General features: G+C 68.7%; 28 protein-coding genes. 13 read left to right on the plus strand and 15 right to left on the minus strand.

Annotated features, from left to right (window positions below):
- Positions 1-85: 85 nt before the first annotated feature.
- The 3 genes from ON19_RS05585 (at position 86) to yhjD (ending at position 3,171) form a co-directional block, all read left to right on the plus strand.
- Positions 86-1,018, plus strand: coding sequence for an oxygenase MpaB family protein (locus ON19_RS05585; RefSeq protein WP_043687841.1), 933 nt, complete (start codon positions 86-88; stop codon positions 1,016-1,018).
- 22 nt (positions 1,019-1,040) lie between these two features.
- Positions 1,041-2,072, plus strand: a complete 1,032-nt coding sequence (trpS, locus tag ON19_RS05590) for a tryptophan--tRNA ligase (protein WP_043687843.1) — start codon at positions 1,041-1,043, stop codon at positions 2,070-2,072.
- Between the two features lie 67 nt (positions 2,073-2,139).
- Positions 2,140-3,171 carry an inner membrane protein YhjD gene (yhjD, locus tag ON19_RS05595; RefSeq protein ID WP_043687846.1) on the plus strand — a complete coding sequence of 344 codons (1,032 nt, stop codon included), beginning with the start codon at positions 2,140-2,142 and terminating at the stop codon, positions 3,169-3,171.
- A gap of 38 nt (positions 3,172-3,209) precedes the next feature.
- On the opposite strand, the gene ON19_RS05600 is transcribed toward yhjD, so the two are convergent.
- Complete coding sequence (locus ON19_RS05600) at positions 3,210-4,511, minus strand: D-alanyl-D-alanine carboxypeptidase family protein (RefSeq protein WP_043687850.1); 1,302 nt, start codon at positions 4,509-4,511, stop codon at positions 3,210-3,212.
- Between the two features lie 130 nt (positions 4,512-4,641).
- Here ON19_RS05600 and ON19_RS05605 point away from each other — a divergent pair, with 130 nt between their 5' ends.
- A complete protein-coding gene (locus ON19_RS05605) occupies positions 4,642-6,156 on the plus strand; it encodes an MFS transporter (protein WP_043687853.1) in 1,515 nt (504 codons plus the stop codon).
- Positions 6,146-6,757, plus strand: coding sequence for an acyl-CoA-like ligand-binding transcription factor (locus ON19_RS05610; RefSeq protein ID WP_043687856.1), 612 nt, complete (start codon positions 6,146-6,148; stop codon positions 6,755-6,757). The genes ON19_RS05605 and ON19_RS05610 overlap by 11 nt, the downstream gene beginning before the upstream one ends.
- Before the next feature lie 24 nt (positions 6,758-6,781).
- Here ON19_RS05610 and ON19_RS05615 read toward each other — a convergent pair whose 3' ends face one another.
- Together ON19_RS05615 and ON19_RS05620 are read right to left on the minus strand one after the other, a co-directional pair.
- Positions 6,782-7,681 carry a phenylalanine 4-monooxygenase gene (locus ON19_RS05615; RefSeq protein ID WP_043687858.1) on the minus strand — a complete coding sequence of 300 codons (900 nt, stop codon included), beginning with the start codon at positions 7,679-7,681 and terminating at the stop codon, positions 6,782-6,784.
- A gap of 127 nt (positions 7,682-7,808) precedes the next feature.
- Entirely contained in the window at positions 7,809-8,342 is a 534-nt protein-coding gene (locus ON19_RS05620) for a DUF4396 domain-containing protein (protein ID WP_083899154.1), read from the minus strand.
- Between the two features lie 107 nt (positions 8,343-8,449).
- On the opposite strand from ON19_RS05620, the gene ON19_RS05625 reads away from it, so the two are divergent.
- The gene (locus tag ON19_RS05625; protein WP_043687860.1) at positions 8,450-8,647 is read left to right on the plus strand and encodes a type II toxin-antitoxin system VapB family antitoxin; all 198 of its coding nucleotides are present in this window, start codon (positions 8,450-8,452) and stop codon (positions 8,645-8,647) included.
- Between the two features lie 42 nt (positions 8,648-8,689).
- On the opposite strand, the gene ON19_RS05630 is transcribed toward ON19_RS05625, so the two are convergent.
- The gene (locus ON19_RS05630) at positions 8,690-8,989 is read right to left on the minus strand and encodes a DUF6881 domain-containing protein (protein WP_043687863.1); all 300 of its coding nucleotides are present in this window, start codon (positions 8,987-8,989) and stop codon (positions 8,690-8,692) included.
- 190 nt (positions 8,990-9,179) lie between these two features.
- On the opposite strand from ON19_RS05630, the gene radC reads away from it, so the two are divergent.
- On the plus strand, positions 9,180-9,851 hold the full coding sequence (gene radC / locus ON19_RS05635) for a RadC family protein (RefSeq protein WP_043687865.1): 672 nt from the start codon (positions 9,180-9,182) through the stop codon (positions 9,849-9,851).
- 115 nt (positions 9,852-9,966) lie between these two features.
- On the opposite strand, the gene ON19_RS05640 is transcribed toward radC, so the two are convergent.
- From ON19_RS05640 to sdhC, 4 genes are all read right to left on the minus strand, one after another.
- Entirely contained in the window at positions 9,967-10,740 is a 774-nt protein-coding gene (locus tag ON19_RS05640) for a succinate dehydrogenase iron-sulfur subunit (RefSeq protein ID WP_043687867.1), read from the minus strand.
- Complete coding sequence (gene sdhA, locus ON19_RS05645; protein ID WP_051168563.1) at positions 10,740-12,539, minus strand: succinate dehydrogenase flavoprotein subunit; 1,800 nt, start codon at positions 12,537-12,539, stop codon at positions 10,740-10,742. The genes ON19_RS05640 and sdhA overlap by 1 nt, the downstream gene beginning before the upstream one ends.
- 16 nt (positions 12,540-12,555) lie before the next feature.
- On the minus strand, positions 12,556-12,987 hold the full coding sequence (locus tag ON19_RS05650) for a succinate dehydrogenase hydrophobic membrane anchor subunit (RefSeq protein ID WP_043687868.1): 432 nt from the start codon (positions 12,985-12,987) through the stop codon (positions 12,556-12,558).
- Between the two features lie 82 nt (positions 12,988-13,069).
- Positions 13,070-13,468 (minus strand): succinate dehydrogenase, cytochrome b556 subunit, encoded by a 399-nt coding sequence (sdhC, locus tag ON19_RS05655; protein ID WP_083899155.1) that lies wholly within the window; start codon positions 13,466-13,468, stop codon positions 13,070-13,072.
- 279 nt (positions 13,469-13,747) lie between these two features.
- Between sdhC and ON19_RS05660 the strand changes: the two genes are divergently transcribed.
- The 5 genes from ON19_RS05660 to ON19_RS43600 all read left to right on the plus strand — a co-directional run bounded on the left by ON19_RS05660 (position 13,748) and on the right by ON19_RS43600 (position 17,564).
- Positions 13,748-14,149: a cytidine deaminase gene (locus tag ON19_RS05660; protein ID WP_043687871.1), complete on the plus strand. Its 402-nt coding sequence runs from the start codon at positions 13,748-13,750 to the stop codon at positions 14,147-14,149.
- 83 nt (positions 14,150-14,232) lie between these two features.
- A complete protein-coding gene (locus ON19_RS05665) occupies positions 14,233-15,525 on the plus strand; it encodes a thymidine phosphorylase (protein WP_174377666.1) in 1,293 nt (430 codons plus the stop codon).
- Positions 15,526-15,677: 152 nt separating this feature from the next.
- A complete protein-coding gene (locus tag ON19_RS05670) occupies positions 15,678-16,775 on the plus strand; it encodes an adenosine deaminase (protein ID WP_043687875.1) in 1,098 nt (365 codons plus the stop codon).
- A 131-nt stretch (positions 16,776-16,906) separates the two neighbouring features.
- Positions 16,907-17,437, plus strand: coding sequence for a hypothetical protein (locus tag ON19_RS05675; RefSeq protein WP_227954460.1), 531 nt, complete (start codon positions 16,907-16,909; stop codon positions 17,435-17,437).
- Positions 17,421-17,564 (plus strand): hypothetical protein, encoded by a 144-nt coding sequence (locus tag ON19_RS43600; RefSeq protein ID WP_227954459.1) that lies wholly within the window; start codon positions 17,421-17,423, stop codon positions 17,562-17,564. Before ON19_RS05675 ends, ON19_RS43600 begins: the two co-directional genes overlap by 17 nt.
- Here ON19_RS43600 and ON19_RS05680 read toward each other — a convergent pair whose 3' ends face one another.
- Genes ON19_RS05680 through ON19_RS05700 form a run of 5 tightly spaced genes read right to left on the minus strand, consistent with a single transcriptional unit; the run spans position 17,565 to position 20,955 of the window.
- On the minus strand, positions 17,565-18,815 hold the full coding sequence (locus ON19_RS05680) for a SatS C-terminal domain-containing protein (protein ID WP_043687877.1): 1,251 nt from the start codon (positions 18,813-18,815) through the stop codon (positions 17,565-17,567). It lies immediately after the preceding gene.
- Between the two features lie 26 nt (positions 18,816-18,841).
- Positions 18,842-19,189: a YbaB/EbfC family nucleoid-associated protein gene (locus tag ON19_RS05685; RefSeq protein WP_043687880.1), complete on the minus strand. Its 348-nt coding sequence runs from the start codon at positions 19,187-19,189 to the stop codon at positions 18,842-18,844.
- The gene (locus ON19_RS05690; RefSeq protein WP_043687883.1) at positions 19,186-19,527 is read right to left on the minus strand and encodes a hypothetical protein; all 342 of its coding nucleotides are present in this window, start codon (positions 19,525-19,527) and stop codon (positions 19,186-19,188) included. The genes ON19_RS05685 and ON19_RS05690 overlap by 4 nt, the downstream gene beginning before the upstream one ends.
- A complete protein-coding gene (locus ON19_RS05695) occupies positions 19,524-20,630 on the minus strand; it encodes a C40 family peptidase (protein WP_043687885.1) in 1,107 nt (368 codons plus the stop codon). The genes ON19_RS05690 and ON19_RS05695 overlap by 4 nt, the downstream gene beginning before the upstream one ends.
- Before the next feature lie 4 nt (positions 20,631-20,634).
- Positions 20,635-20,955, minus strand: a complete 321-nt coding sequence (locus ON19_RS05700) for a type VII secretion target (protein ID WP_043688009.1) — start codon at positions 20,953-20,955, stop codon at positions 20,635-20,637.
- Positions 20,956-21,099: 144 nt separating this feature from the next.
- Here ON19_RS05700 and upp point away from each other — a divergent pair, with 144 nt between their 5' ends.
- Entirely contained in the window at positions 21,100-21,723 is a 624-nt protein-coding gene (gene upp / locus ON19_RS05705; protein ID WP_043687887.1) for a uracil phosphoribosyltransferase, read from the plus strand.
- Between the two features lie 15 nt (positions 21,724-21,738).
- On the opposite strand, the gene ON19_RS05710 is transcribed toward upp, so the two are convergent.
- On the minus strand, positions 21,739-23,235 hold the full coding sequence (locus ON19_RS05710) for a phospho-sugar mutase (RefSeq protein WP_043687891.1): 1,497 nt from the start codon (positions 23,233-23,235) through the stop codon (positions 21,739-21,741).
- Positions 23,235-24,014: a purine-nucleoside phosphorylase gene (locus tag ON19_RS05715; protein ID WP_043688012.1), complete on the minus strand. Its 780-nt coding sequence runs from the start codon at positions 24,012-24,014 to the stop codon at positions 23,235-23,237. The genes ON19_RS05710 and ON19_RS05715 overlap by 1 nt, the downstream gene beginning before the upstream one ends.
- Positions 24,015-24,205 lie beyond the last annotated feature (191 nt).

Genomic DNA, 24,205 nt, shown 5'->3' on the forward strand with positions numbered 1-24,205 from the left:
AGAGAACAATTCTGGCAGAGGGTATTGCCAGAATTAGCAATTCTGGTGGATGCTATTGCCAGATGATCTCGACGAGGAGGCAGCGGTGTCCGAGCCCGGCTATTTCAGCGACCACTCGATGGTTCGGCGGGTGATGAGCAAACGGGCGGTGGGCCTGACCTACGGCCTGCGCGCTCTGGTGATCGGCGCGGTGCACCCGCTGCTGTACGTCGGCACCGCCGAGAACACCGAGCACCGGACGACGCCCTACACCCGGCTCGCGCTCACCGGGCATCTGTTCGAGGCGGTGTTCCTCGGCAGCAAGGCCGAGGCCGATCGCGCGCTGGCGTTCACCAGGAAGCGGCACGTCAAGGTCCGTGGCGCGCTCCCCGAGTACGCCGGAGCCCACCACCCGGCAGGCACCGGGTACTCCGCGCTCGACCCGCACCTGATGTTCATGACGATGGCCTTCACCTTCGACTCGGCCGAGGTGATGTACGACCTGCTGGTGCGCCCCATGACCGACGGCGAGCGCGAGGGGCTCTATCAGGACTACGTGCGCTGGGGCGAGCTGTTCGGCATGCCCGCGGACGCCGCGCCGGGCAGTTACCGCGAGTTCCGCGCGTTCTTCGACGGCTATTTGGCCTCCGACGAACTGTTCCTCACCGACGAGGCGCGGCTGGTCGGCTCGTACCTGGCCGGGCAGCGCGTGCCGTATCCGCAGGGCGTGCCGTTGCAGCAGGTCACCTCGGTGTTCTACCTGCTGGTGCAGGGCAGTCTGCCGCCGCGGATCCGCACCATGTACGGCATCCGCTGGGGCGTGGCCGAGCAAGTCGCCTACCAGGCGTTGTCCCGGGCGGTTCGCACCGCGCACGTGCCGGTCCCGCTGGTGCCCCCGGTGCTGCGCGGCACACTCGCCGGCCCCAGCGCGCCGGTCTACAAAATGCTCTCCAAGCGGGAACACGAACTGGTCAGCGGCGGACGGCCGAGTATGCCCGGAGTGCACCCGCGCAACTGGGTGCAGCGAAATTCCGCTTGAGCCGCGTGCGAAAATCGAAGGCATGTCCAGTCCTGCGCCCACCCCGGCCGCCGAACGCAAACAGCGGGTTCTGTCCGGGATCCAGCCGACCAGCTCCTCTTTTCATCTCGGGAACTACCTTGGCGCGCTGCAGTACTGGGTGACCATGCAGGACGACTACGACGCGCTGTATTTCATTCCGGACCTGCACGCGATCACGGTGCCGCAGGACCCGAAGGAGCTGAAGGCGCGTACCAAGGTCGCCGCCGCTCAGCTGCTCGCGCTGGGTATCGATCCGAAGAAGTCCACCCTGTTCGTGCAGAGCCAGGTGCCCGAGCACGCCGAGCTGGCCTGGGTGCTCAGCTGCATCACCGGTTTCGGCGAGGCCAGCCGGATGACCCAGTTCAAGGACAAGTCGGTGAAGCAGGGCGCGGAGAACGCGACCGTGGGCCTGTTCACCTACCCGGTGCTGATGGCCGCCGACATCCTGCTCTACCGCGCCCATCAGGTCCCGGTCGGCGAGGACCAGCGCCAGCACCTGGAGCTGACCCGAAACCTGGCCCAGCGCTTCAACACCCGGTTCAAGAAGACGTTCGTGGTGCCGGAGGCGCACATCGTCAAGGGCACGGCGAAGATCTACGACCTGCAGGACCCGACGGCGAAGATGAGCAAGTCGGCCTCCGCCGACGCTGGCCTGATCAACCTGCTCGACGACCCGAAGGTCACCGCGAAGAAGGTGAAGTCCGCGGTCACCGACACCGAACGGGAGATCCGCTACGACCCGGAGCAGAAGCCGGGCGTCAGCAACCTGCTGGTGATTCTGAGTTCGCTGACCGGTGCGCCGATCGTCACCTTGGAGAAGGATTTCGAAGGTAAGGGTTACGGCGAGCTGAAAGCCGACGTGGCCGACGCGCTGGTCGAATTCGTCACGCCGTTGCGTGCGAAGGTGCAGGAGTACATGTCGGATCAAGGCGAACTCGACCGCATCCTCGCCGCTGGAGCCGAGCGCGCGCGAGAGATCGCGGGAAACACCCTCGCGCAGGTTTACGATCGGGTCGGTTTGCTGCGTCGCTGAACGGCTACCTCACCTTTGTGCGGCCTGTCAGGTGTCGTGCGAGGTCTCTCGGTCGAAGGGGCAAACGGTGCAGGTGATCGACAACGTCAAGGCCGGGATCGAACGCCGTGTTCAGGCGCAGCCGTGGTTGGACCATCTGGTCCGTACGGCGGCGCGCTACCAGCGGCAGCGGGGCGACTACTACGCGGCGGGCATCACGTATTTCACTGTGCTGTCGCTGTTTCCGCTGCTGATGATCGCTTTCGCGGTCGCGGGCGTGGTCTTGTCCAACAATCCGGAACTGCTCGAGGAGTTACAGGCCAAGATCGTCGAGAATATCCCGGGCTCGTTCGGCACCCAGTTGAACGACCTGGTCGATCAGGCGATCGAGTCGCGGGGCACGGTCGGTGTCCTGGGACTGGTCACCGGCGTCTACAGCGGGCTGGGTTGGATGGCCAACCTGCGGGCGGCGCTCACCGAGCAGTGGGAGCAGAAGTCTCCGGACGGCAATTGGCTGATGACCAAGCTCTCCGATCTGGGGGCGCTGGTCGGTCTCGGTCTCGCCTTCACGATGTCGCTGGGTTTGTCGGCGTTGGCTTCGAGCACCCTCGGCAGGCGGCTGCTCGAGAGCCTCGGTCTCGGCGATGCGCCCGGGGCGGGCGTGCTGCTGTGGCTGTTGTCGACCTCGCTCGGGTTTCTCGCCTCCTGGGCGGTGTTCGCGTGGGTCATCGCCAGGTTGCCCAGGGAAGCGGTCACGCTGGCCAGCGCCGTCAAGGCGGCTGCCCTGGCCGCGGTGGTGTTCGAGGTGTTCAAGATCGTCGCGTCGATCTACTTGCGATCGGTGCTGAGCAGCCCGGCGGGCGCCACCTTCGGCTCGATCATCGGCCTGATGGTGTTCAGTTACGTCACCTATCGCATCGTCCTGTTCGCTACCGCCTGGGCCGCCACCGCGGCGGAGAACGAGCCGGAAGCGGAGATTCCCGCACCCGGACCGGCCGTGATCGCCCCGCGGGTCAGCGCACGCGACATCTCGGTGGGCGTGGGCGCGGCCTACTTCGGCGCGGGCGCGCTTGCGGCCCTTGCGCTTTCCGGTTTACGTAAGTTACCCGGCCGTCGTTGACCCGTTCGCAGGTTCGAGTTCCTCGTGCGCCGGTTCGATCAGCGCCGCCGGTTCGCCTGCCGTGCTCCTAGCAGCAGCGCGGCGACCAAGAGGACGCCGCCGATGATGAGCGTGGTTCTGGCGCCGGTGCGACGATCTTCGGCTGGGGGCATGGCGGAGGGGTCGCTGCCCGGCACCGAAGGCGTGGCCCGGTCGCTGCCCGGCGCGGGCGGCGCGGCCAGGGTGACCGCGCTCTGGTCGCGCTGGGGTAGTACCGCACCGGGCAGATTGCCGATCGAGGCGCTGCGGGGCAGCGCGAATCCATAGTCGAGCAGCCGGGCGGCCTGGGCCCAGGGCCGCAGCGGCTGCACCTCGGCCTGGAGCAAGGTGACGGCGAGCCTGCGCCCGTCACGCTGCGCGGCGGCGACGAAAGTCTGGCGCGCGTCGTCGGTGAAGCCGGTCTTGCCGCCGAGGGCGCCGGTGTAGTTGTAGAGCAGCTGGTTGTCGTTGCCGATCGGGTAGCCGGGGCGGTCGGTGTCACCCGGAACGGCCGGGTCGGCGGGGTAGCCGGGGAAGTCGACCTGCTCGGTGTGGATCAGTTCGGCGAACAGCGGGATGGTCATGGCTTCGCGGAACAGCACGGCGAGGTCGTAGGCCGACGTGCTCATCCCGGGACCGTCCAGGCCGGAAGGGGTGGCCGCGCGAGTATCCATGGCGCGCAACGACTTCGCCAGTTCGTTCATCTTCGCGACGGTCGCGGCGTCGCCGCCGAGCTGCGCGGCGAGGGCATGCGCCGCGTCGTTGCCCGAGGCCATGATCAGCGCCTGCATCAGCTGCCGGTTCGTGTAGCGGCCGCCGGGACCGATGCCGACCCGGGTGCCGTCGACGTTGGCGTCGGCCTGCGTGCCGACGACCGTCTTGTCGAGATTCAACGATCGCAATGCCAGCGTGGCCAGCAGCACTTTGATCGTGCTGGCGGGCCGGTAGCGCCCGTGCGGATCCTTTGCCGCCAGCACCTCGCCCGTGTCCAGATCCGCCACCAGCCAGGCCGTCGCCGAGATGTCCTGCGGCGCGGGCGGTGCGGCCTTGGGTAGCACGACGCCGCACTCGCCGAGACGGGCCCCGCCGATCGGCGGGGACGGGACCGGCAGCGGCGCCGGAGTGGGCTGTCCGGGCACGGGCACCTCGGAGGCGTCGATCGGTGCGGGCGGCAACGTCTTCTGGGGGCAGGCGTCGGTGTTCGGGGTGGTGAACGGCGTGGTGGTGCTCGGCTCGGCCAGGGACGGCACGGCCGTCGCTCCGATCGCGGCGACGGCCAGCACGGCGCCCGCGCAGAGCAAGGCACGGCGAGTGATCTTCATCGCCGATGAGCCTAGCGAGCGATCCGGTGATCGGCCGCACACACTCGTGCACGCGAGCACGGTATTGACAGTAACAACCAAATGAGAGTTACTATCAAAAAGTAGTAGATACCATTTTCGGGGAGGTCCAGTGAAGAACGACTCGACCCGCCGCTGGCTGGCGCTCGGCGCGCTGGCGGCGGCGATGCTGACCATCGGGCTCGATGTCACCGTGCTGACCGTGGCGCTGCCCACGCTCGCGGTGGACCTGCACGCGAATACCGCCGCGCTGCAATGGTTCAGCAGCGCCTACACGCTGGCCCTGGCCGCGGTGATGCTGCCGGCGGGCGCGCTCGGCGACCGCTACGGCCGCAAGAAATTCCTGCTCGCCGCCCTGATGCTGTTCGGCGTCGCCTCCGTCGCGTGCGCCCTGGCCACCTCGCCCGGTGAACTCATCGCGGCGCGCGTCGTGCTCGGAATCGCGGCGGCGGCCATGATGCCGCTGTCGATGTCGGTGCTGCCCGCGATGTTCCCGGAACCGGCCGATCTCCAGCGGGCGCTCACCATCTGGATCACCTCCACCGCGATCGGTCTTCCGCTGGGTCCGATCGTGGGCGGCTGGTTGCTGCGCAACTTCTGGTGGGGTTCGGTGTTCCTGATCAACGTGCCGATGGTCGTGATCGGCGCGCTCGCCGTCGCGGTGCTGGTACCGGAATCGCGCAGCGCGCAGCGCTTCCGGATCGATCTGCCCGGTGTCGTGCTGTCGGCCGTCGGCATGCTCGGACTGACGTACGGCTTCATCCGGATCGGCGAGGAAGGCTGGGGCGACGGCCCGGCCTGGGCGACTGTCGCGGCCGGTGTGCTGCTGTTCGGCGCGTTCCTGGCCTGGCAGCGCAGGACCACGCATCCGCTGGTCGATCTCGGACTGTTCGCCGCCGACGGATTCCGCTGGGGCACCGCGTTTTCCATCGTGGTGAACTTCGCCATGTTCGGCATGTTCTTCACCGTTCCGCAGTACTTCCAGGCGGTACTCGGCGTGGACGCGCTCGGCAGCGGCCTGCGGCTGCTTCCGCTCATCGGCGGGATCCTGGTCGGCAGCAGACTGGTCGACAAGGTGCTGCCGAAACTGGGCATCCGCGTGGTGATCACCGCAGGGTTCACCCTTCTGGCCGGTGCCCTCGTCCTCGGCGCGCTGACCACCGTGGACAGCGGTTACGGCTACACCGCGCTGTGGCTGACGCTGCTCGGCGCCGGGATGGGGCTGGTGATGCCCGCCGCGATGGGCATGGCGATGGGGGAACTCGACGCGGAGCGTTCCGGCTCCGGCTCCGCGCTGTTGCAGGCGCTGCGTCAGGCCGGCGGCACCATCGGCGTCGCGGTGCTGGGCACTGTGCTGTCCACCCGGTATCGGTCGGAGCTCGGCGCGTTGAACCGCGAACCGATCGCCGACGGCGTGAACGCGGGCGTCGCCGCGGCGCACGAGCTGGGTGATCCGTCGGTGCTGCACCAGGTGCAGGTCGCCTTCCTGGGCGGCATGAGCGCGATGCTCTGGGCCTGCGCCGCGTTGTGCCTGCTGGCGGCGGTGCTCACGGCGGTGCTCGTTCGCGCGCGGCGACCCGGCCGGGTGCGCGAGCCGGGTGCGGCAGAATCGATTCATGTCGGTTGAGCTACCCGCGAACGGGACGGCGCAGGGTCTGCGCGAGCGGAAGAAGGAACGGACCCGTCGGACGATCCGCCTCGAGGCTTTCCGGCTGTTCCGCGAGCAGGGGTACAACGAGACGACCGTCGAGCAGATCGCCGCGTGCGCCGATGTCTCGCCCAGCACCTTCTTCCGCTATTTCCCGACCAAGGAACAGTTGGTGCTCGCCGACGACCTCGATCCGCTGATGATCGAGGCGTTGCAACGCCAGCCGCGCGAGGTCTCACCGTGGACCGCCTTCCGCAACGCCGTGCTCGAGGTATTCAGCGGTCTGCCCGCCGCCGAACTCGCGTTCGAGCAGGAACGGCAGGCGCTGCTCTATCACGTGCCGGAGCTGCGCTCGGCCATCGGCTTGGAGATCATCCGCAGCATCGACCTCATCGCAAGCCTATTGGCCGAGCATGTCGGCCGGTCGGCCGATGATTTCGAGGTGCGGGTGGCGGCGGGCGCGATGGCAGGCGCGGCCCTGGCCATGGCGACGATGACGCCGTTGAATGTCGAGAACATCACGCGCACCTTGGATTTCCTGGGTGCGGGCATGCCGCTCGGGCCCGAGCGGTCATCCTGAAGGCGATCTGGGGGTGATACGGACCTACTGCGCCCCGGCGGCGCTGGCCTGCCGCAGCCGATCCGGGGTGTCGTCGTCCATGGTCGCGAAGAAGCCGCCGATCACGTCCTCGATCTCGGCGATCGAGTCCGCACAGTAGAGAATCGGCTGGTAATGGGTGATGTCGTAGGTCGCGGTCCCCATCTGGGCGATGTCGAGCGGACGCAGCTCGGCGTGCCGGAACTCCTCGATCTCGCCGTAGGACGACAGCAGGCCCGCTCCGTAGCAACGAACTTCGCCCCGTTCCCGGACGACGCCGAACTCCATCGAGAACCAGAAGACGTCGGCCAAGAACTTCAGCGCGCGGTCGGTGCTCAGCCGCGCGACCGCCGCGCCGACCGTCGTGTAGATGGCGGCGAAGCGCGGGCTGGCGATCTGGTTGGCGTGCCCGATGATCTCGTGGATGGCGTCCGGTTCCGGGGTGTACAACGGCGCGGAATGATGCCGGATGTACTGCGTGGAGTGGAAGATCCGGTCGGCGAAGGAGCCGAAGAACTCCCGTAGCGGCACCAGGCCCGCGGCCGGGGCGTAGCGGAATCCGGTCAGCGGCGCCAGCGCCGCCGATACCTCGTCCAGTTGTGGGATGTGATCGGTGGGCAACGACAGCGCCTCCGCGGCCGCGAGGACCTCCGCGCTGGCATATCTGCGATGCTTGCGCGCGAGTTCGGCCGACACGATTCGCCACACCTGCTGCTCCTCGTCGGTGTAGGCGATCTGGGGGAGCGGCTTTCCCGGTGCGTAGTCCAGCGCCAACGCGGCTATCGCGTTGCGCCGGGCCCGGTAGTCGGGGTCGTGCACGCCGGGGTGCTCGTCGCTCAGGTGCACGGTCACGTCGCCGTCGCCGGTGCGGGTCACCGGCGAGTACAGCTGCGCCTCGCTGAACATATCTCGATGCAAGCACCGCTCGAACCCGGCGACAACAAAAGCCCGTCCAGCTGAGCAATCTGCCTAGCCGGACGGGCCGTTCTGCGTGATCACGGCAGTAGAAATCTCGAATCGGGCGGCCTGCTGATCAGTGCGCGCCGTGCAGCGAGTGCACCACCGCGTGGCCTTTGCCGCGCCCGATCAGCCACTTGTTGACCGGCGTGGTCACCACGAACGCCACCGCGAAGGCGAAGGCCAGGGTGGCCCAGAACAGCACGGTGTTCAGGTGGGCGTCCATCGCACCGGGGACGGCCAGGATCACGGCGTTGTCCACGATCTCCATGACCGTGATGGACACCGTGTCGGCGGCCAGTGCGGTGCTGACGGCGGCGGCCAGCGGCAGGCCGGCCCGCAGCACGCCGCGCATGGTGAACGCGTAGCCGAACAGGAACGCCAGCACGATGGCCAGCGCCATCGTCGAAGTGTTGTTCCAGCCCAGCGCGGTGCCGATCACCATGCCCAGGACCTCGCCGATGGCGCAGCCGGTGAGGCAGTGCAGCGTCGCCATGGCCGCCATACGCCAGGTAGCCGAGGAGTGGTGCGCGGTGTGCTGCCCGGCGCTGATCGCCGGGTGGGCGGTAGGCGAGAGGTGCTCGCCCGAGGTGTCGTGCCTGTGCTCCATGGATGGAACTATACCCCCGTAGGGTATTTATACAACCCCGAGTTCGCGATTTGCCGGACATGAGCGGGCGCTATGCCGCAAGATGGCGAAAGTACGAAGGAGGGCGCATGAAATCCGTGCGGATCGATCTCGACCAGAATTTGCTCGACGCGGCGGCCGCGATCATGGGCACGTCGACCAGCGACGCCACCATCAACGAGGCCCTGCGCCGGATCGTCGTGCACGAGCGCCAGCTGCACAATCTGGAAAGGCTCGCCGCGAACGCGTTCGCCGGGCTGCCGGACGTCGCGATGTCAGACCGCTAGGCGGCTCGCGGGCGCTGCTCGACGCCTCCGGTGGGGCGGGAGCTATCGGGGAGCGGCGGGCCGTTGCTCATCGAGTGCGCGCAGCCAGACCTCTTCGAACTCCTGAGCATCGATCTGGAGAGCGGTGAACTCGGTCTCGGCATTCAGCTCGTCCGGCGCCGGAACCGGAATCTGCCCGAGTTCGGTCGTGCCGGTGCCGCGACCGGTCTCGGCCCAGTCGCTGTGCCCGTCGCGGAACATCTCGACCTTGCGCACCTCGAAGCCGTCGTCGCCGATCTCGCTGAACAGCTCGACCGGCTCGTCGTCGAAGTCGTGGTGCCATTGCGCCTTCAGGTACCACATCGCCCATCAACTCCCCAGTTCGCGACCGACTCGGAGACCGAACGCACATCAGCCAGCATATGGGTCGGAGTCCAGTGGGTGTGGGGATGAAGTCCGGTGGGCGGGTGGAACGCGACTCGGTGGGCGTGGACTGTCGGTGGCCGCTGGCAGAATCCCGGGCACTGTTGGCGTGAGGCGAGGGGTGGGAGTCATGGCGGTCTCTCTTGTCGACGTGCCCGTGGCGCAGCGGCCGCGCGAGCGGTTGCTGGCGCTCGGGCCGCACGCGCTGAGCGACGCGGAGTTGCTGGCTCTGCTGTTGCGGCAGGGCAGGCGCGGGGCGAGCGCGCTGGATCTAGCGGTGGAACTGCTGGTCGAGCACGGCGGCCTCGCCGGGCTGGCGTCGGCGCGCCCGGAGGAGTTGTCCCGCCGAGCGGGCGTCGGCGTCGCGAAGGCCGCCGCGATCATCGCCGCGTTCCACCTCGGCGCACGAGCACGCGGCAGGCCGGACACCGCGATCCGGCTGACCAGCCCAGCCGACGTGGCCGCCGCCGCCCGCCCCCACTTCGCGGGCGCCCGTGTCGAGCGCCTGCTCGTGCTGGTCTGCGACGCGCAGAACCGCCTGCGCCAAAAGGTTTTCGTCGCCGAAGGCGCCATCGACCAAGTCGCCGTCCCGGTCCGCGAAATCCTGAACACCGTCCTCCGCCACGACGGCCGAGCCTTCGCCATAGTGCACAACCACCCCTCCGGCGACCCAACCCCCAGCCTCGACGACCGCCGCACCACCACCCTCCTCACCGAAGCCGCCCACACCGTAGGCCTCCGCTTCCTGGACCACGTGGTGCTCGCCGGCGAGAGCTGGTCCAGCGCTCCGGCTATCCGGTGAACTGTGTGAAACACGATGTACTTGCCGATCGCGGCAACCGGGCCGAGGCAGGAACGGCGAAGGCCGCCTTCATCGGGTGACGGAGGCGGCCTTCGCTTTTCGGCTGGGCCAGAGGTCAGCGGGTGAAGAGCAGGGCTCGCTTGACTTCTTGGATGGCCTTGGTGACCTCGATGCCGCGGGGGCAGGCGTCGGTGCAGTTGAAGGTGGTGCGGCAGCGCCAGACGCCTTCGACGTCGTTGAGGATGTCGAGGCGTTCGCGGGCGGCTTCGTCGCGGCTGTCGAAGATGAAGCGGTGGGCGTTCACGATCGCGGCCGGGCCGAAGTAGCTGCCGTCGCTCCAGTACACGGGGCAGGAAGTGGTGCAGCAGGCGCACAGGATGCACTTGGTGGTGTCGTCGAACCGGGCGCGGTCGGCCTGGCTCTGGATGCGCTCGCGGGTGGGCTCGTTACCCGTGGTGATCAGGTACGGCTTCACCGCGCGGAACGCGTCGAAGAACGGCTCCATGTTCACCACGAGGTCCTTCTCCACGGGCAGGCCGCGGATCGGCTCGACGGTGACGGTGATCGACTTGCCGCCCTTGGGCAGCATGTCCTTCATCAGCACCTTGCAGGCCAGCCGGTTGACGCCGTTGATCCGCATGGCATCGGACCCGCAGACGCCGTGCGCGCAGGAACGGCGGAAGGTGAGCGTGCCGTCCAGGTAGGACTTGATGTAGATCAGCACGTTCAGGAAGCGGTCGGTCGACAGGACCGGCACCTGGAAGGACTCCCAGTGCGCGCCCTTGTCGTCCTCCGGGTTGAACCGGGCCACCTTGACGGTGATCATCACCGAGCCCTCGGGGACCGGAGCGGGCTTCTGCGAAGAGGGTGCTTCGGCAACAGCAGTCATCAGTACTTACGCTCCATCGGCTCGTAACGGGTCTGCACCACCGGCTTGAAGTCCAGGCGGATGTCCGAGAGGAGATCCGAGCCCTCCTTGTAGGCCATTGTGTGCCGCATGAAGTTCACGTCGTCGCGGTCCGGGTAGTCCTCGCGAGCGTGGCCGCCGCGCGATTCCTTGCGGTTGAGCGCGCCCACCACGGTGACCTCGGCCAGCTCGAGCAGGAAGCCGAGCTCGACGGCCTCGAGCAGGTCGCTGTTGTAGCGCTGGCCCTTGTCCTGCACGGTGATCCGCGCGTAGCGCTCCTTGAGCGCGTGGATGTCGGTGAGCGCCTGCTTGAGCGTGTCCTCGGTGCGGAACACCGAGGCGTTGTTGTCCATCGACCGCTGCAGCTCGGTGCGGATGTCGGCCACCCGCTCGTCGCCGTGCTCGCTCAGCAGCTGGGCCAGCCAGTCCTGCACCATCTGCGCCGGGTTCTCCGGCAGTTCGACGAACTCGCTGCGCTGCGCGTACTCCGCGGCGGCGATGCCGGCCCGGCGGCCGAACACGTTGATGTCCAGCAGCGAGTTGGTGCCGAGACGGTTGGCGCCGTGCACCGAGACGCACGCGCACTCGCCCGCGGCGTAGAGGCCGGGGACGACGTCGCTGTTGTTGCGCAGCACCTCGCCGCGGATGCGGGTCGGGATGCCGCCCATCACGTAGTGACAGGTCGGGAACACCGGCACCAGTTCCTTCACCGGGTCCACACCCAGGTAGGTGCGGGAGAACTCGGTGATGTCGGGCAGCTTCTCCTCGAGCACGTCCTCGCCGAGGTGGGTCACGTCGATGTAGACGTAGTCCTTGTTCGGTCCCGCGCCACGGCCCTCCAGCACCTCCAGCACCATCGAGCGGGCGACGATGTCGCGCGGCGCGAGGTCCTTGATGGTGGGGGCGTAGCGCTCCATGAACCGCTCGCCGTCGGCGTTGCGCAGGATGCCGCCCTCGCCGCGGACGGCCTCGGAGATGAGGATGCCCAGGCCGGCCAGGCCCGTCGGGTGGAACTGGTGGAACTCCATGTCCTCCAGCGGCAGGCCCTTGCGGAACACGATCGCCATGCCGTCGCCGGTCAGCGTGTGCGCGTTCGAGGTGGTCTTGTACATCCGGCCCGAGCCGCCCGTGGCGAACACAATCGACTTGGCGTGGAAGACGTGCAGTTCACCGGTGGCCAGCTCGTAGGCGACCACGCCGGTGGCGACCGGACCGCGTTCGGTCTCGGTGAGCACCAGGTCGAGCACGTAGAACTCGTTGAAGAACTCCACGTCGTGCTTGACGCAGTTCTGGTACAGCGTCTGCAGGATCATGTGGCCGGTGCGGTCGGCGGCATAGCACGCGCGGCGGACCGGGGCCTTGCCGTGATCGCGGGTGTGGCCGCCGAAGCGCCGCTGGTCGATCTTGCCCTCGGGCGTCCGGTTGAACGGCAGGCCCATCTTCTCCAGATCGAGCACCGCGTCGATGGCCTCTTTGGCCATGATCTCCGCGGCGTCCTGGTCGACCAGGTAGTCACCACCCTTGACCGTGTCGAAGGTGTGCCATTCCCAGTTGTCCTCTTCGACGTTGGCCAGCGCGGCGCACATGCCGCCCTGGGCCGCGCCGGTGTGGCTGCGAGTCGGGTACAGCTTGGTCAGCACCGCCGTCCGAGCACGCGGGCCGGCCTCGATCGCGGCGCGCATGCCCGCGCCGCCCGCGCCGACGATGACGACGTCGTAGCGGTGCTCCTGGACAGGACGAGATCCACCAGTCCCGATGATTCGTTCGCTGCGCTCACTCATGCGAGGGGGCCTGTTCCTAACTGATGTTGGGGTCGAAGGTGAAGATGACGTAGGTGCCCACGCCCATGATCAGGATCATCGAGATGGCCAGCAGGGTCTTGAGCCAGAACCGGGTCGAGTCCTTGCGGGAGTAGTCGTCGATGACGGTGCGCAGGCCGTTGCCGCCGTGCAACTGCGCCAGCCACAGCATGCTCAGGTCCCAGAACTGCCAGAACGGGCTGGACCAGCGTCCCGCGACGAAGGCGAAGTTGAGTCGCTTCACACCGCCGTCGAGCAGCAGCATGATCGTCATGTGGCCGAGCACCAGCACGATCAGCAGCAGGCCGGAGAACCGCATGAACAGCCAGGCGTACTTCTCGAAGTTGTTGCTCGAGCGCGCGCGTGGCGAGCGGGGCAGATCCAGGCTGGCCGGCCGGTCGTAGGACTTACCGAGAACAGGTGCGCTCATGCCTCCACCTCGCTGGCGCTCGGCTCCGGCATGACCGCACTGGCGGCTGTGTTCATGAGTCGCTCGCTTCGCTCGCTCATTATCAGTGCTCCGTGAACAGGTAGAAGAACTGGCGTCCGATCGCCGGAACGGCCAGCAGGAACCAGATCGCAAGGATGATCCAGAGCATCAGGCGCTGGTACTTCGGTCCCTTGGACCAGAAGTCCACCAGGATCACGCGGACGCCGTTGAGCGCGTGGAACAGCACGACGACGACCAAGCCCATTTCCATCAACGCCACGATGGGCGTCTTGTAGATCTCGATCGCCTCGTTGTAGGTGTCCGGGCTCACCCGCACCAGGGCGGTATCCAGCACGTGGACGAAGAGGAAGAAGAAGATGGCGACGCCGGTGATCCGGTGCAGCGCCCACGACCACATTCCGGGGTCGCCTCGGTACAGCGTCTTCCGCTTCGGCTGGGCCGGAGCTTCAATCGTGGTCATAGAGTGCGATGCCTCCAACGTCGTTGATGGACCCCGGTTGCAGGTCCGACGCCGACGGCGTTGGGGGCGAATGCCCAGGTGGCTGTACTCCGGCCCGTCGCAGGGGAAACCTGAACCGATCTGTTCTGGACTCTAATCCCCCGGCAATCCCGGAACTAATTCGGCGTACCGTGCGTTGCGCGACATCCAATCGGGTTAGGCTTACCTTTCTTGATGTGTGCGGGGTTGCGTCGTGGCCCTCGCGCGGCCGTGATCGGGTCGGTCCGAGAGAGGTTCCCCATGGCGGAAATCGACTGGAAGTTGTTGCGCGACAACGCATTTCAAGTTATGCGGAATGCCTATGCGCCGTACTCGCGGTTTCCGGTCGGCGCCGCTGCTCTCAGTGCCGATGGCCGAATTGTGAGCGGTTGCAATGTGGAGAATGTCTCATATGGATTGGGCCTGTGTGCCGAATGTGTACTCATCGGTAACTTGATTTCGGGGGGTGGAGGGCGTCTGACGGCGGTCTCCGTGACCGATTCTCGCGGCGAAATCCTGATGCCCTGCGGTCGCTGCAGACAGTTGCTCTACGAGCACGGCGGGGCCGATCTGCTCGTCGATCACAAGGCGGGAGCGGTGCCGTTGCGCACTCTGCTGCCGGACGCGTTCGGTCCGGACGACTTGGACGCGGGACAGCTGTAGCCGGTTCTCTCGGCGACGCTGAGGCGGTTGCATCCCATCGGCGAGAAACCGGTTCTGCGACGGCTCATGCCAAACTGGCGACCGTGACGGCACTGGACGCGGTTTCGATCATCACCACCAAGCGCGATGGCGGGCAACTGTCGGATGCGCAGATCGACTGGGTGATCGACGCGTTCACCCGCGGTGTGGTGGCCGACGAGCAGATGTCCGCGCTGGCCATGGCGATTGTCTGGCGGGGGATGACCCGGCGTGAGACGGCCAGATGGACCGCCGCGATGATCGCCTCCGGGCGGCGTATGGACCTCACCGACCTGCCACGCCCGACTGTGGACAAGCACTCGACCGGTGGCGTCGGCGACAAGATCACGCTGCCGCTGGCGCCGCTGGTCGCAGCGTGCGGCGCGGCGGTGCCGCAATTGTCCGGGCGCGGCCTCGGCCACACCGGCGGCACCCTGGACAAGCTGGAGTCCATCCCCGGCTGGCAGGCCGACGTGCCGGTGTCGCGGATGCGGGACCTGCTGACCGACCCTGCCATCGGTGCGGTGATCTGCGCGGCAGGAGCCGACCTCGCACCCGCGGACCGGCGACTGTACGCCCTGCGCGACGTGACCGGCACGGTCGAATCGATTCCGCTGATCGCCAGTTCGATCATGAGCAAGAAGATCGCCGAGGGCACCGCGGCGCTGCTGCTCGACGTCAAGGTCGGCTCCGGCGCGTTCCTGAAGACCTCGGACGGGGCGCGGGAGTTGGCCACGGCGATGGTCGAACTCGGCAACGACGCGGGCGTGCGGACGGTGGCGCTGCTCACCGCCATGGACATCCCGCTCGGCCGGACGGCGGGCAACGCTCTGGAAGTCGCGGAATCGGTGGAGGTGCTCGCGGGCGGCGGGCCCGCCGACGTCGTCGAGCTGACCCTCGCCTTGGCCCGCGAGATGGTCGCGCTGGCCGGCCTCGATGCCGACCCCGCCGAGGCGCTGGCCGACGGCCGGGCGATGGACCACTGGCGCGCGATGGTCCGCGCCCAGGGCGGCGACCCGGACGCGCCGCTGCCCACCGCGAAACACACCGAGACCGTGCGCGCCGACGCCGACGGCGTGCTGACCCGGCTCGACGCGCTGGGTGTCGGTATCGCCGCCTGGCGCCTGGGCGCGGGCCGCGCACGTCAGGGTGATCCGGTGCAGTTCGGCGCGGGCATCGAGATGCACGCCAAACCGGGCGAGGCCGTGACCACGGGACAGCCGTTGCTCACCATGCACACCGACACCCCCGACGCCTTCACCGGCGCCATGGCGGCCCTGCGTGACGCCGTCACGATCGAAGCCGATGCCTCGCCGGTGCCTGCCGCCCCGCTGATCCTCGATCGAATCGTGTCCTGACCGACCTTCGGTCCGGGTTGCGCTTCGGCTGCCGCAACGGTGGGGTCCGGGCGGTGTCCGCTTGTGGACCGGCCCGCATCCAGCGGGCAACGAGATGGTTGCCACGGCCGGAGTCGGCTGCCGTTTCGGCGCGGTGCGGCTACCGTCGATACATGACTGGACCGATGCCTCTCACTCTCGCCTCGATCCGCCAAGCGCCGAAGGCACTGCTGCACGATCACCTCGACGGTGGCCTGCGGCCCGCGACGGTGCTCGAACTCGCCGCGCACAGCGGCTACGACGACCTACCCGCCACCGACGAGGCGGCGCTGGCGGCCTGGTTCCGCGACGCGGCCGACAGCGGATCGCTGGAACGGTACCTGGAGACCTTCGCCCACACCGTCGCCGTGATGCAGACCCCGGAGGGCCTGCGCCGCGTCGCCCGGGAATGCGCCGAGGACCTCGCCGCCGACGGCGTCGTGTACGCGGAAGTGCGTTTCGCCCCCGAACAGCACTTGGAGCGCGGACTGACGCTGGACGAGGTGGTCGAGCACACGTTGGCCGGATTCCGCGAAGGCGAGGCGGCCGCCGCGGAGCAGGGCCACCCCATCGTGGTGACCTGCCTGCTCACCGCGATGCGGCACGCGGCGCGCTCGCGGGAGATCGCGGAACTGACGGTGCGCTTCCGCGATCGCGGGGTGGGCGGCTTCGACATCGCGGGCGCGGAGGCCGGTTACCCGCCGAGCAGGCACCTCGACGCGTTCGAGTACATGCGCGCGAACAGTGCGCACTTCACCATCCACGCGGGTGAGGCGTTCGGCCTGCCGTCCATCCACGAGGCCCTCGCGTTCTGTGGTTGCGACCGGCTCGGTCACGGCGTGCGGATCACCGACGACATCAGCGTGCCCGGCGCGGTCGAGGACGCACAGCTCGGCCTGGTCGCCAACTATGTCCGGGACATGCGCATCCCGCTGGAGCTGTGTCCGTCGTCGAACGTGCAGACCGGCGCCGTGCCGTCGCTGGACAAGCATCCGTTCGACCTGCTGGCCCGGCTGCGCTTCCGCGTCACGGTCAATACCGACAACCGGCTGATGAGCGACACCAGCATGAGCCAGGAGATGCTCAAGCTGGTCGAGACGTTCGGCTACGGCTGGAGTGACCTGGAGCGGTTCACCATCAACGCCATGAAGTCGGCGTTCATCCCGTTCCCCGAGCGGCTGCGGATCATCGACAACATCATCAAGCCCGGATACGCGGTGCTCATCGGGTAGGGGGACCCGTCCTCGCGATCGATTGCCGGGTGCGGCATCGAAGGAACCGCCGAGCCCGTCGTGCCGGAAAGGTACGAATCGGCGATGCGGCTTTGCAGGCGCCCGGCAACCGGTTCGCTAGCGTGACGAACATGGCGACCTTGCGTATTCCCCGCCGTTTCAACGGACCGCCCGACTCCGGCAACGGCGGCTATGTGGCCGGTCTGCTCGCCGAGCAGCGCGACGAGGCGACGGCGACCGTGATCCTGCGCAGCCCCCCGCCGCTGGAGACGCCGCTCGACGTGCGCGAGGACCGGCTGTACGACCGCGACACGCTGATCGCCGAGTCGAAGAGCGGCGGACTCGAGCGGGACGCGCCGCACGCCGTTCCGTTCGCCGACGCGGTAGCGGCATCGCGCGGCTACACGAGCATCGAGATGTTCGCGTCTTGCTTCGTCTGCGGCAGCGGGCGGGCCGACGGGCTGCGCATCGAACCCGGTCGAGTGGACGCGGCCCGGGTAGCCGCGCCGTGGGTTCCCGACGAGACCGTCCCGCTGGGTGCCGCCCCTGCTGTGGGCCGCGATGGACTGCCCCGGTGGCTGGTCGCTGCCCGGCATGCTGGAACGTCCCGCCCTGCTGGGCTCGATGACCGCCACCGTGCGCGATGTGCCCCAGGTCGGTGAGCGCTGCGTCGTCGTGGGCGAGTTCCACGGCGAGCAGGGCCGCAAATGCTGGGCCTCCACCGCGGTCTACGGCGCCGACGAACGCCTGCTCGGGCAGGCCGAGCAGGTCTGGATCCGGCTGCGGTGACTACTGCTTGTCGAGCCGGGACTCCAGGTTGCGTTCCAGCTCGCGCCAGGCCTGGGCCTCGGCGGTGAACGGCGGGTTCGGCGCCAACCGGGTGGGGTCGGGGTTCAGCAGGTAGGAGACGTACCAGCCCAGCGGGGTGGATTGCGCCAAGGCCTGCTCCACCGTGTCGTCGTCGGCGTAGTCGGCGGCGTCGGTGAACAACTCGACCGCCAAGTCGAGCTGTTCGATGTCGACCGCCTCCGGGCCTTCGGCCAGGTCGTCGGCCAGACCGGGCAGCACGTAGACGTTCTCGTCGGTGACCTCGACCTCCAGCGAGCCGTCCACCGCCGCGGTCTGCACGTCGGCGAACGTGCTCACGCGGGCCAGATCGTGCTCGTGGTCGTCGGCGAGGTAGCGGGCCAGCGCGCGCTCGGAGGAGAACACCGTGATCGCGCGCTTGGTGCCGAGGAAGATCGGTTCGTCGTCGAGGTAACAGCGCAGCGTGAAGACGCTGCCCTCGGACGTGACGATCTTGACCGGGTCGATGCCGACCTCGTGCCAGAACGACTCGTCCTCGTCCTCCTCCTCGTCTTCTGCTTCGAGGTCGACGGGCTCGAACTCCTCGTCCTCGTCGCTGTCGGCCGCGTCGTCGGCGTCTACGACGTTCTCCTCGGCGGCCAGCAGTTCGGCCTCGGCGACCGCGACCGCCTCGGCGTCGACCTCGGGCGTCTGCACGACGGAGTCGATGGCATCCAGTACGTCGTCCCAGCCCTTGGCGATGGCGGCGCCGATCTGGTCCCACAGTTCCTCGCCGTCGCGACCGACGAACGCGCTCACGCCGCCGGGCAGCGCGCCGAGCACCGGATGGGAACCGAAGAACTTGGTGACCGTCTCGAGTTCGCACACCTCGCCGATGTTGCGCACCATACCGAGGGTGTCCTCCAGCTCGGCGACGGTGTCCACGTCCGGATCGCCGGCCGCCAGCTCCGGCACGGCGACCAGATCGAAGGAGAAATTCTCCTCCGGCTCTAGTTCGACCGCCGAGAGACCCGCGACAACCTTCCACGCCGGATGGTCGATGAGGTCGTTGTCGGTGTTGGTGCGGATGAACGCGGCCAGCTCCGCCACGGACTCGAAACCGTAGAGGGCGTCCTCGTGACCGAGGAACGCCTCCCACTCGTCGTCACCGTCTCGCCAGCGCGGTGCCCACAAGGTGACGAGATCGCCGTCGGTCAGGCCGAGCTCGATCGGGACGATGTCTCCAGAAGCCATGTGCGGAAGCCTATCGACCTTCCGCGTCAGGCACTATCCGGCCCGCCCCCATTCGCTCCCGCGGGCGGCTGTCCGGCGGGGACGAATGACTCGTTCAGTGTCGCAACGACCTTGGACCGCTGCGCGCCGGCGTCCTCGGCGGCCTGCCTGCACGCCCACACGATCAACTGCCCGACCTCGGCAGGCGGCAGCGACGTGACCGATTCCGCCAGGTTGAGGCCGACCAGTGCGCCGTCGCTGTTCACCTCGACGCTCACCGCGCCGTCCTCCGAGGTGAAACGCCCGCGCACCTGCTTCAACCCGTACAGCGCGGCTTCCAGCGCCTCCAGTTTCTGGGTAGCCGACGCCACCAGGGCGTCCATTTCCGCGCTCATACCGGCCTCATCCAGCTCGTCGGTCCCGTGTCCGCGTCATCGATCCGGTCCAGTTCGTCCACCGCCTGCTGGCGGGTGGGCAGGCCGAGCCGGTCGAGGACGTCCGAGGGCATGCCCGCCTCGGCGAGCAGTTCGCGCCGCCGCGCCCTGGCCGCGATGGCGGAGCGCTGGGTGAGCCGCAGGATCTCGTTCGCGAGCGACTGTGCGCCGTAACGGTATTCGCTGCGCTCGAACTTGATTTCCACCGGCATACCCTGATCGGTCGCGCGGACCGAGATGGTGCCCGACCGATTGCTGCTGGCCGCGACCGTGACATTGGGGACCTGGGGTCGGGTCATGCCGTCGGCCTGTAGAAACCGTAGAAGTCCATGCCTGAGTTCTCCGTTCGAATCGAGCTGATCTGGACCGGGTCACCCGCCTCGACAAGCTGGCCGTTGCCGATCACCATGGCCACGTGGCCGTCCCAGATCGCGAGGTCGCCGGGCATCAGATCACCGGCCGACACCGGTGTGGCTCCGTTGCCCTGCTCGGCCGCGAGCCGGGGCAGGTCGACGCCCGCCTCGCCGTAGGCGTACTTGGTGAGCCCACTGCAGTCCAATCCCGCACCCGGGTTGTTGCCGCCCCAGACGTAGGGCGTGCCGACGGCGCCGATCGCCGACCGCACCGCCGTGGCGGCCTGCTCGTTGGGCGCCTCCACGACGCTGCCGTCGGGCAGCGTGATCTTCACGCCCTTGCCGTCGTCGGCCGTCCCCGACGAACCGGTGTCCGGCCTGGGCGTACCCGAGGTGTCGGGTGTGCCGCGGGAATTGCGCGAGGACTGCGACTGCGGCGTGGCCATCACGGTGCTCAGCAACGAACCCGCGCTGCCCAGCGCGCCGGATGCGGTGGACACCACTTGCTGAACACCGGCAGCGGGCACACCGGCGAGCGACGGGGTGGTGGGCGGCGGGGTCAGGTCGTTCATCGACGCGGTGTGCGTCTGCAATTCGTTCTGGACCCGGCCGACGACATTGAGCGCCTGGTTGAGATGGTCGATCGCCGAGCCGACGAGCACCGTCAGCCCCTCCGGCGTCGCCAGGACCGGGCCCATGCTCGCCGCGGTGTTCACGAAGGACTGCGCGATGTCGGTGAGATCCTTCTGACCCGTCTCGACCTCGCCCGCGGCCTGGTTCACGACCGTGGCCATCTCGTTGCCGCGATCGGAGATGGTGGCCGCCGAGGTCTGCACGCGCAGCGCCTTGGCGGTGGCCGCGTCGGCGGCGCGGCCGTCCCACGCGGCGTTCATTCCGTTGATGCTGTCGCGGCCCATCTGATGGATCTGGTCGACCACGGCCGAGGTGCTGCGTAGCGCGTCGGTGGGACCGCCCGCGGGCAGCACGCCGCTGCCGAAGCTGGCGAGCAGGTCGAGGATGGGTTGTGCCAGCGCGTTGACGTCGATCACAGGCTCACTCCAGCTCGCCGGCCGCGTTCTGCAGCGCGCCGGCGTGGGCGGCGTCGGTCTCGGTGAGAACGGTGGCCGCGCCGGTGGCCGCGCCGCCCATACTGGTCAGCACCGCCGACAGTTGGCCGATCGCCGCGACGTGGCCTGCGTGCGCCGCGGTATAGGCGGCCATGAAGTCACCGCCGATCAGCCCCATGATCGGACCGAGCAACGCGGGCTCCGCCGCCGCGGCGCTCGCTCCCGCCGTCGCCATCTCACCCGCCATGACGTGGGCGGTCGCGCCGTAGGCTGCAATGCCCTCGGTGTCCGCCGACATCTTTCGCATCAGAGCTTCCCCCATCTGTCGTTCCCAGGCAGAGTACGTCATCCACTTGGTTCGACGCGCGTGGTTCCGGTTCGGTTCCGCCGCTTCGCAAAAAAGTCCGGTGGCGTTCGGCGGCGCGCCCGCGACCGACCTTATCGTTCCCTCATGCGCACCCACACCGTGGACCATCCACTCGTCGCCGCCCTGCTCACCACGATGCGAGATGAGCGAACGGCGAATCCGGCTTTCCGTGCCGCACTGCGTGATCTGACCGGCATCCTGATCTACGAGGCGCTGCGCGACGCGGAAGTCGAGCGTTTCGAGATCCGCACGCCGGTCGCCCCCACCGAAGGCGTCCGGCTGGCCCGGCCGCCGCTGCTGGTGCCGGTGCTGCGCGCCGGGCTCGGCATGGTCGACGCGGCCGCCGAGTTGATCCCGGACGCCAGGATCGGATTCGTCGGCCTGGCCCGCGACGAGGACAGCCACCTGCCGGTGCCCTACATGGAGTCGCTGCCCGCCGATCTCGCCGGGCTGCCGGTCTTCGTGCTCGACCCGATGCTGGCCACGGGCGGCTCGATGCGGCACACCCTGCAACTGCTGGCGGCGCGCGGAGCCACCGACATCACCGCGGTCTGCGTCGTCGCGGCTCCGGAAGGCGTTGCGGCACTCGCAGACTCGGGACTTCCGGTACGGCTGGTCACGGCCGTCGTCGACGCTGGGCTGAACGAGAACGCCTACATCGTGCCCGGTCTCGGCGATGCGGGCGACCGGCAGTTCGGCCCGCGCTGACCGGCGGTGGGCGGGTCAGAACCGCTGGCAGACCTCGCGCAGCGCCGAAAGGCGTACGCGCGCAGCCTCCCGCGCGGCCGGGAGATCGGCGTGCGAGCCGACCGGTTCGACCACCTCCAGATAGCACTTGAGCTTCGGCTCGGTGCCCGAAGGACGGACGACCACGCGGGACGAACCGCCCTCGAAGATCAGTGCGTCGGTGCGCATCCGGCCCCGCACCTGGAGTTGATCGGTGTATTTCACCGGCTCGCCCGCGATCTCCTCCGGCGGGTTCGCCCGCAGCCGATCGACCACCGCCGCGGCGTCGGCGGCCGAGGCGAGTCGCAGCGACACCTGGTCGCCCGCGTGCAGGCCGAATTCCACCGCGTAGTCGTCGAGCTCGTCGTCCAGGTCGCGGCCCGCCGCCTTCAGCCGGGCCACCAGGTCGGCGACGAGCACGGCGGCGGAGATACCGTCCTTGTCCCGCACCGCCGCCGGGTCGACGCAATGGCCGATCGCCTCCTCGTAGGCGTAGACCAAGCCGTCGCCCGCGCGGGCCAGCCATTTGAATCCCGTGAGCGTTTCCGCGTAGCGGCCGCCGCGCGCGGGAGCGAGCTTCGACAGCAGCCGCGAGGACACGATGGTCGTCGCCACCAGTGCGCCGGCCGCGGCGGTGCGCAGCACGCAGTCGCCCAGCAGCACGCCGGTCTCGTCGCCGCGCAGCATCCGCCAGGTGCCGTCGCGCCGCGGCACGCCCACCGCGCACCGATCCGCGTCCGGGTCCAGCGCGATCGCCACGTCGGCGCCGACCCGGGCGGCCGTCGCGAGCAGCAGGTCGGCCGCACCCGGTTCCTCCGGGTTCGGGAACGCGACGGTGGGGAAGTCGGGGTCCGGCTCGAACTGTTCCGCGACCACGTGGACGTCGGGGAAACCCGCCGCGCCGAGGGCTTCGACCGCGAGATCACCGCCGACGCCGTGCAGCGGAGTGAGTGCGATCCGAATTCCGGCGCGCTCGCCCGATCCGCCGATCCGGGTGGGCAATTCGGCGACGCGGCGCACGTAGCGCCGCACCACGTCGTCGTCAGCGGGGGCGACCGGCGTACGGTCTATCGGCTCGGCCACCGCCTCGATACAGCGCTCGATCTCGGCGTCGGCCGGGGCGATCAGCTGCGACCCGCCGTCGAGGTAGACCTTGTAGCCGTTGTCGGAGGCCGGATTGTGCGAAGCGGTGATCTGTACGCCCGCGACGGCGCCCAGTTCGCGCACCGCGTACGCGACCACCGGGGTGGGCAGCGGACGCGGCAGCAGCGTCACCGGAAAGCCCGCCGCCGCGAAGATTTCCGCGGTCACCGCGGCGAACTCAGCGGAACCGTGCCTGGCGTCGCGGCCGACCACCACCGCGCCGCCACCGAGGCAGCGGTTACGCAGCCACGCGACGATTCCTGCGGTCGCCCTGCTCACCGTGGTGACGTTCATGCCGTCCGGGCCGTCGCGCAGCGGCCCGCGCAGACCTGCCGTGCCGAAGCGCAGCATTACACCCGTTCCAGCACGCCGCGCAGCAGCTTGCCCAGACGCGGAGCCGCGGCGTGCCCTTCGGCGAGCACCTCGGCATGGGACAGATGCGCGCCGGTGACCCCGGCGGCCAGGTTGGTGACCAAGGAAATGCCCAGCACCCGTGCACCGAGCGCGCGGCAGGCGATGGCTTCCAGCACCGTGGACATGCCGACCAGGTCCGCGCCGATCGTGCGCAGCATCCGGATCTCGGCCGGGGTCTCGTACTGCGGCCCGGTGAGGCCCGCGTAGACGCCCTCGGTCAGGCTCGGGTCGATCTCCCTGGCCACCGCCCGCAACTCGGGATCCCAGGCGTCGACCAGGTCGACGAAGGTCGCGCCTGCCAGCGGCGTGCGACCGGTCAGGTTGAGATGGTCGCTGATCAGCACCGGATCGCCCACCCGCAGGCCGGATCGGATGCCGCCCGCGGCGTTGGTCAGCACCACGATCTCCGCGCCCGCCGCCACGGCGGCCGACACCGGGTGCACCACATCGGCGGGCTGATAGCCCTCGTAGAGATGCTGGCGGCCCATCAGCAGCAGCACCGCGTTGTCGTCCACCTGGACGGAATGGATCACGCCGACATGGCCCTGCGCGGTCGGCGTCCCGAACCCGGGCAGCTCCGGCATCGGCACCGACGCCCGCGGCGCCCCGATCTCCGCGGCCGCGTCCTGCCAGCCGGACCCCAGCACCACCGCGACCCGGTGGCGTGCCACTCCCGTACGTTCGGCGATCGCCTCGGCGGCCTGTTCGGCAAGCATGATCGTCACGATAGCGGTGTTTGATTTCCAGCGCCTGCGGCGCTGGGTGTTCGCGGCCCCTTTGTGGCTCGCGTTTGCGCGGCCGCCGCTTGCTCCTTCGTCGAGTACGCGGCGGCCGCGCAAACGCGAGCCGGGCCGCGAACGGCGCATGCTCGGTCTCGCTTCGCTCGAAACCCGGGGTTAGGGGTGAT

It is taken from the genome of Nocardia abscessus NBRC 100374 (assembly GCF_000308455.1).
In the GTDB taxonomy this organism is placed as follows: domain Bacteria; phylum Actinomycetota; class Actinomycetes; order Mycobacteriales; family Mycobacteriaceae; genus Nocardia; species Nocardia abscessus.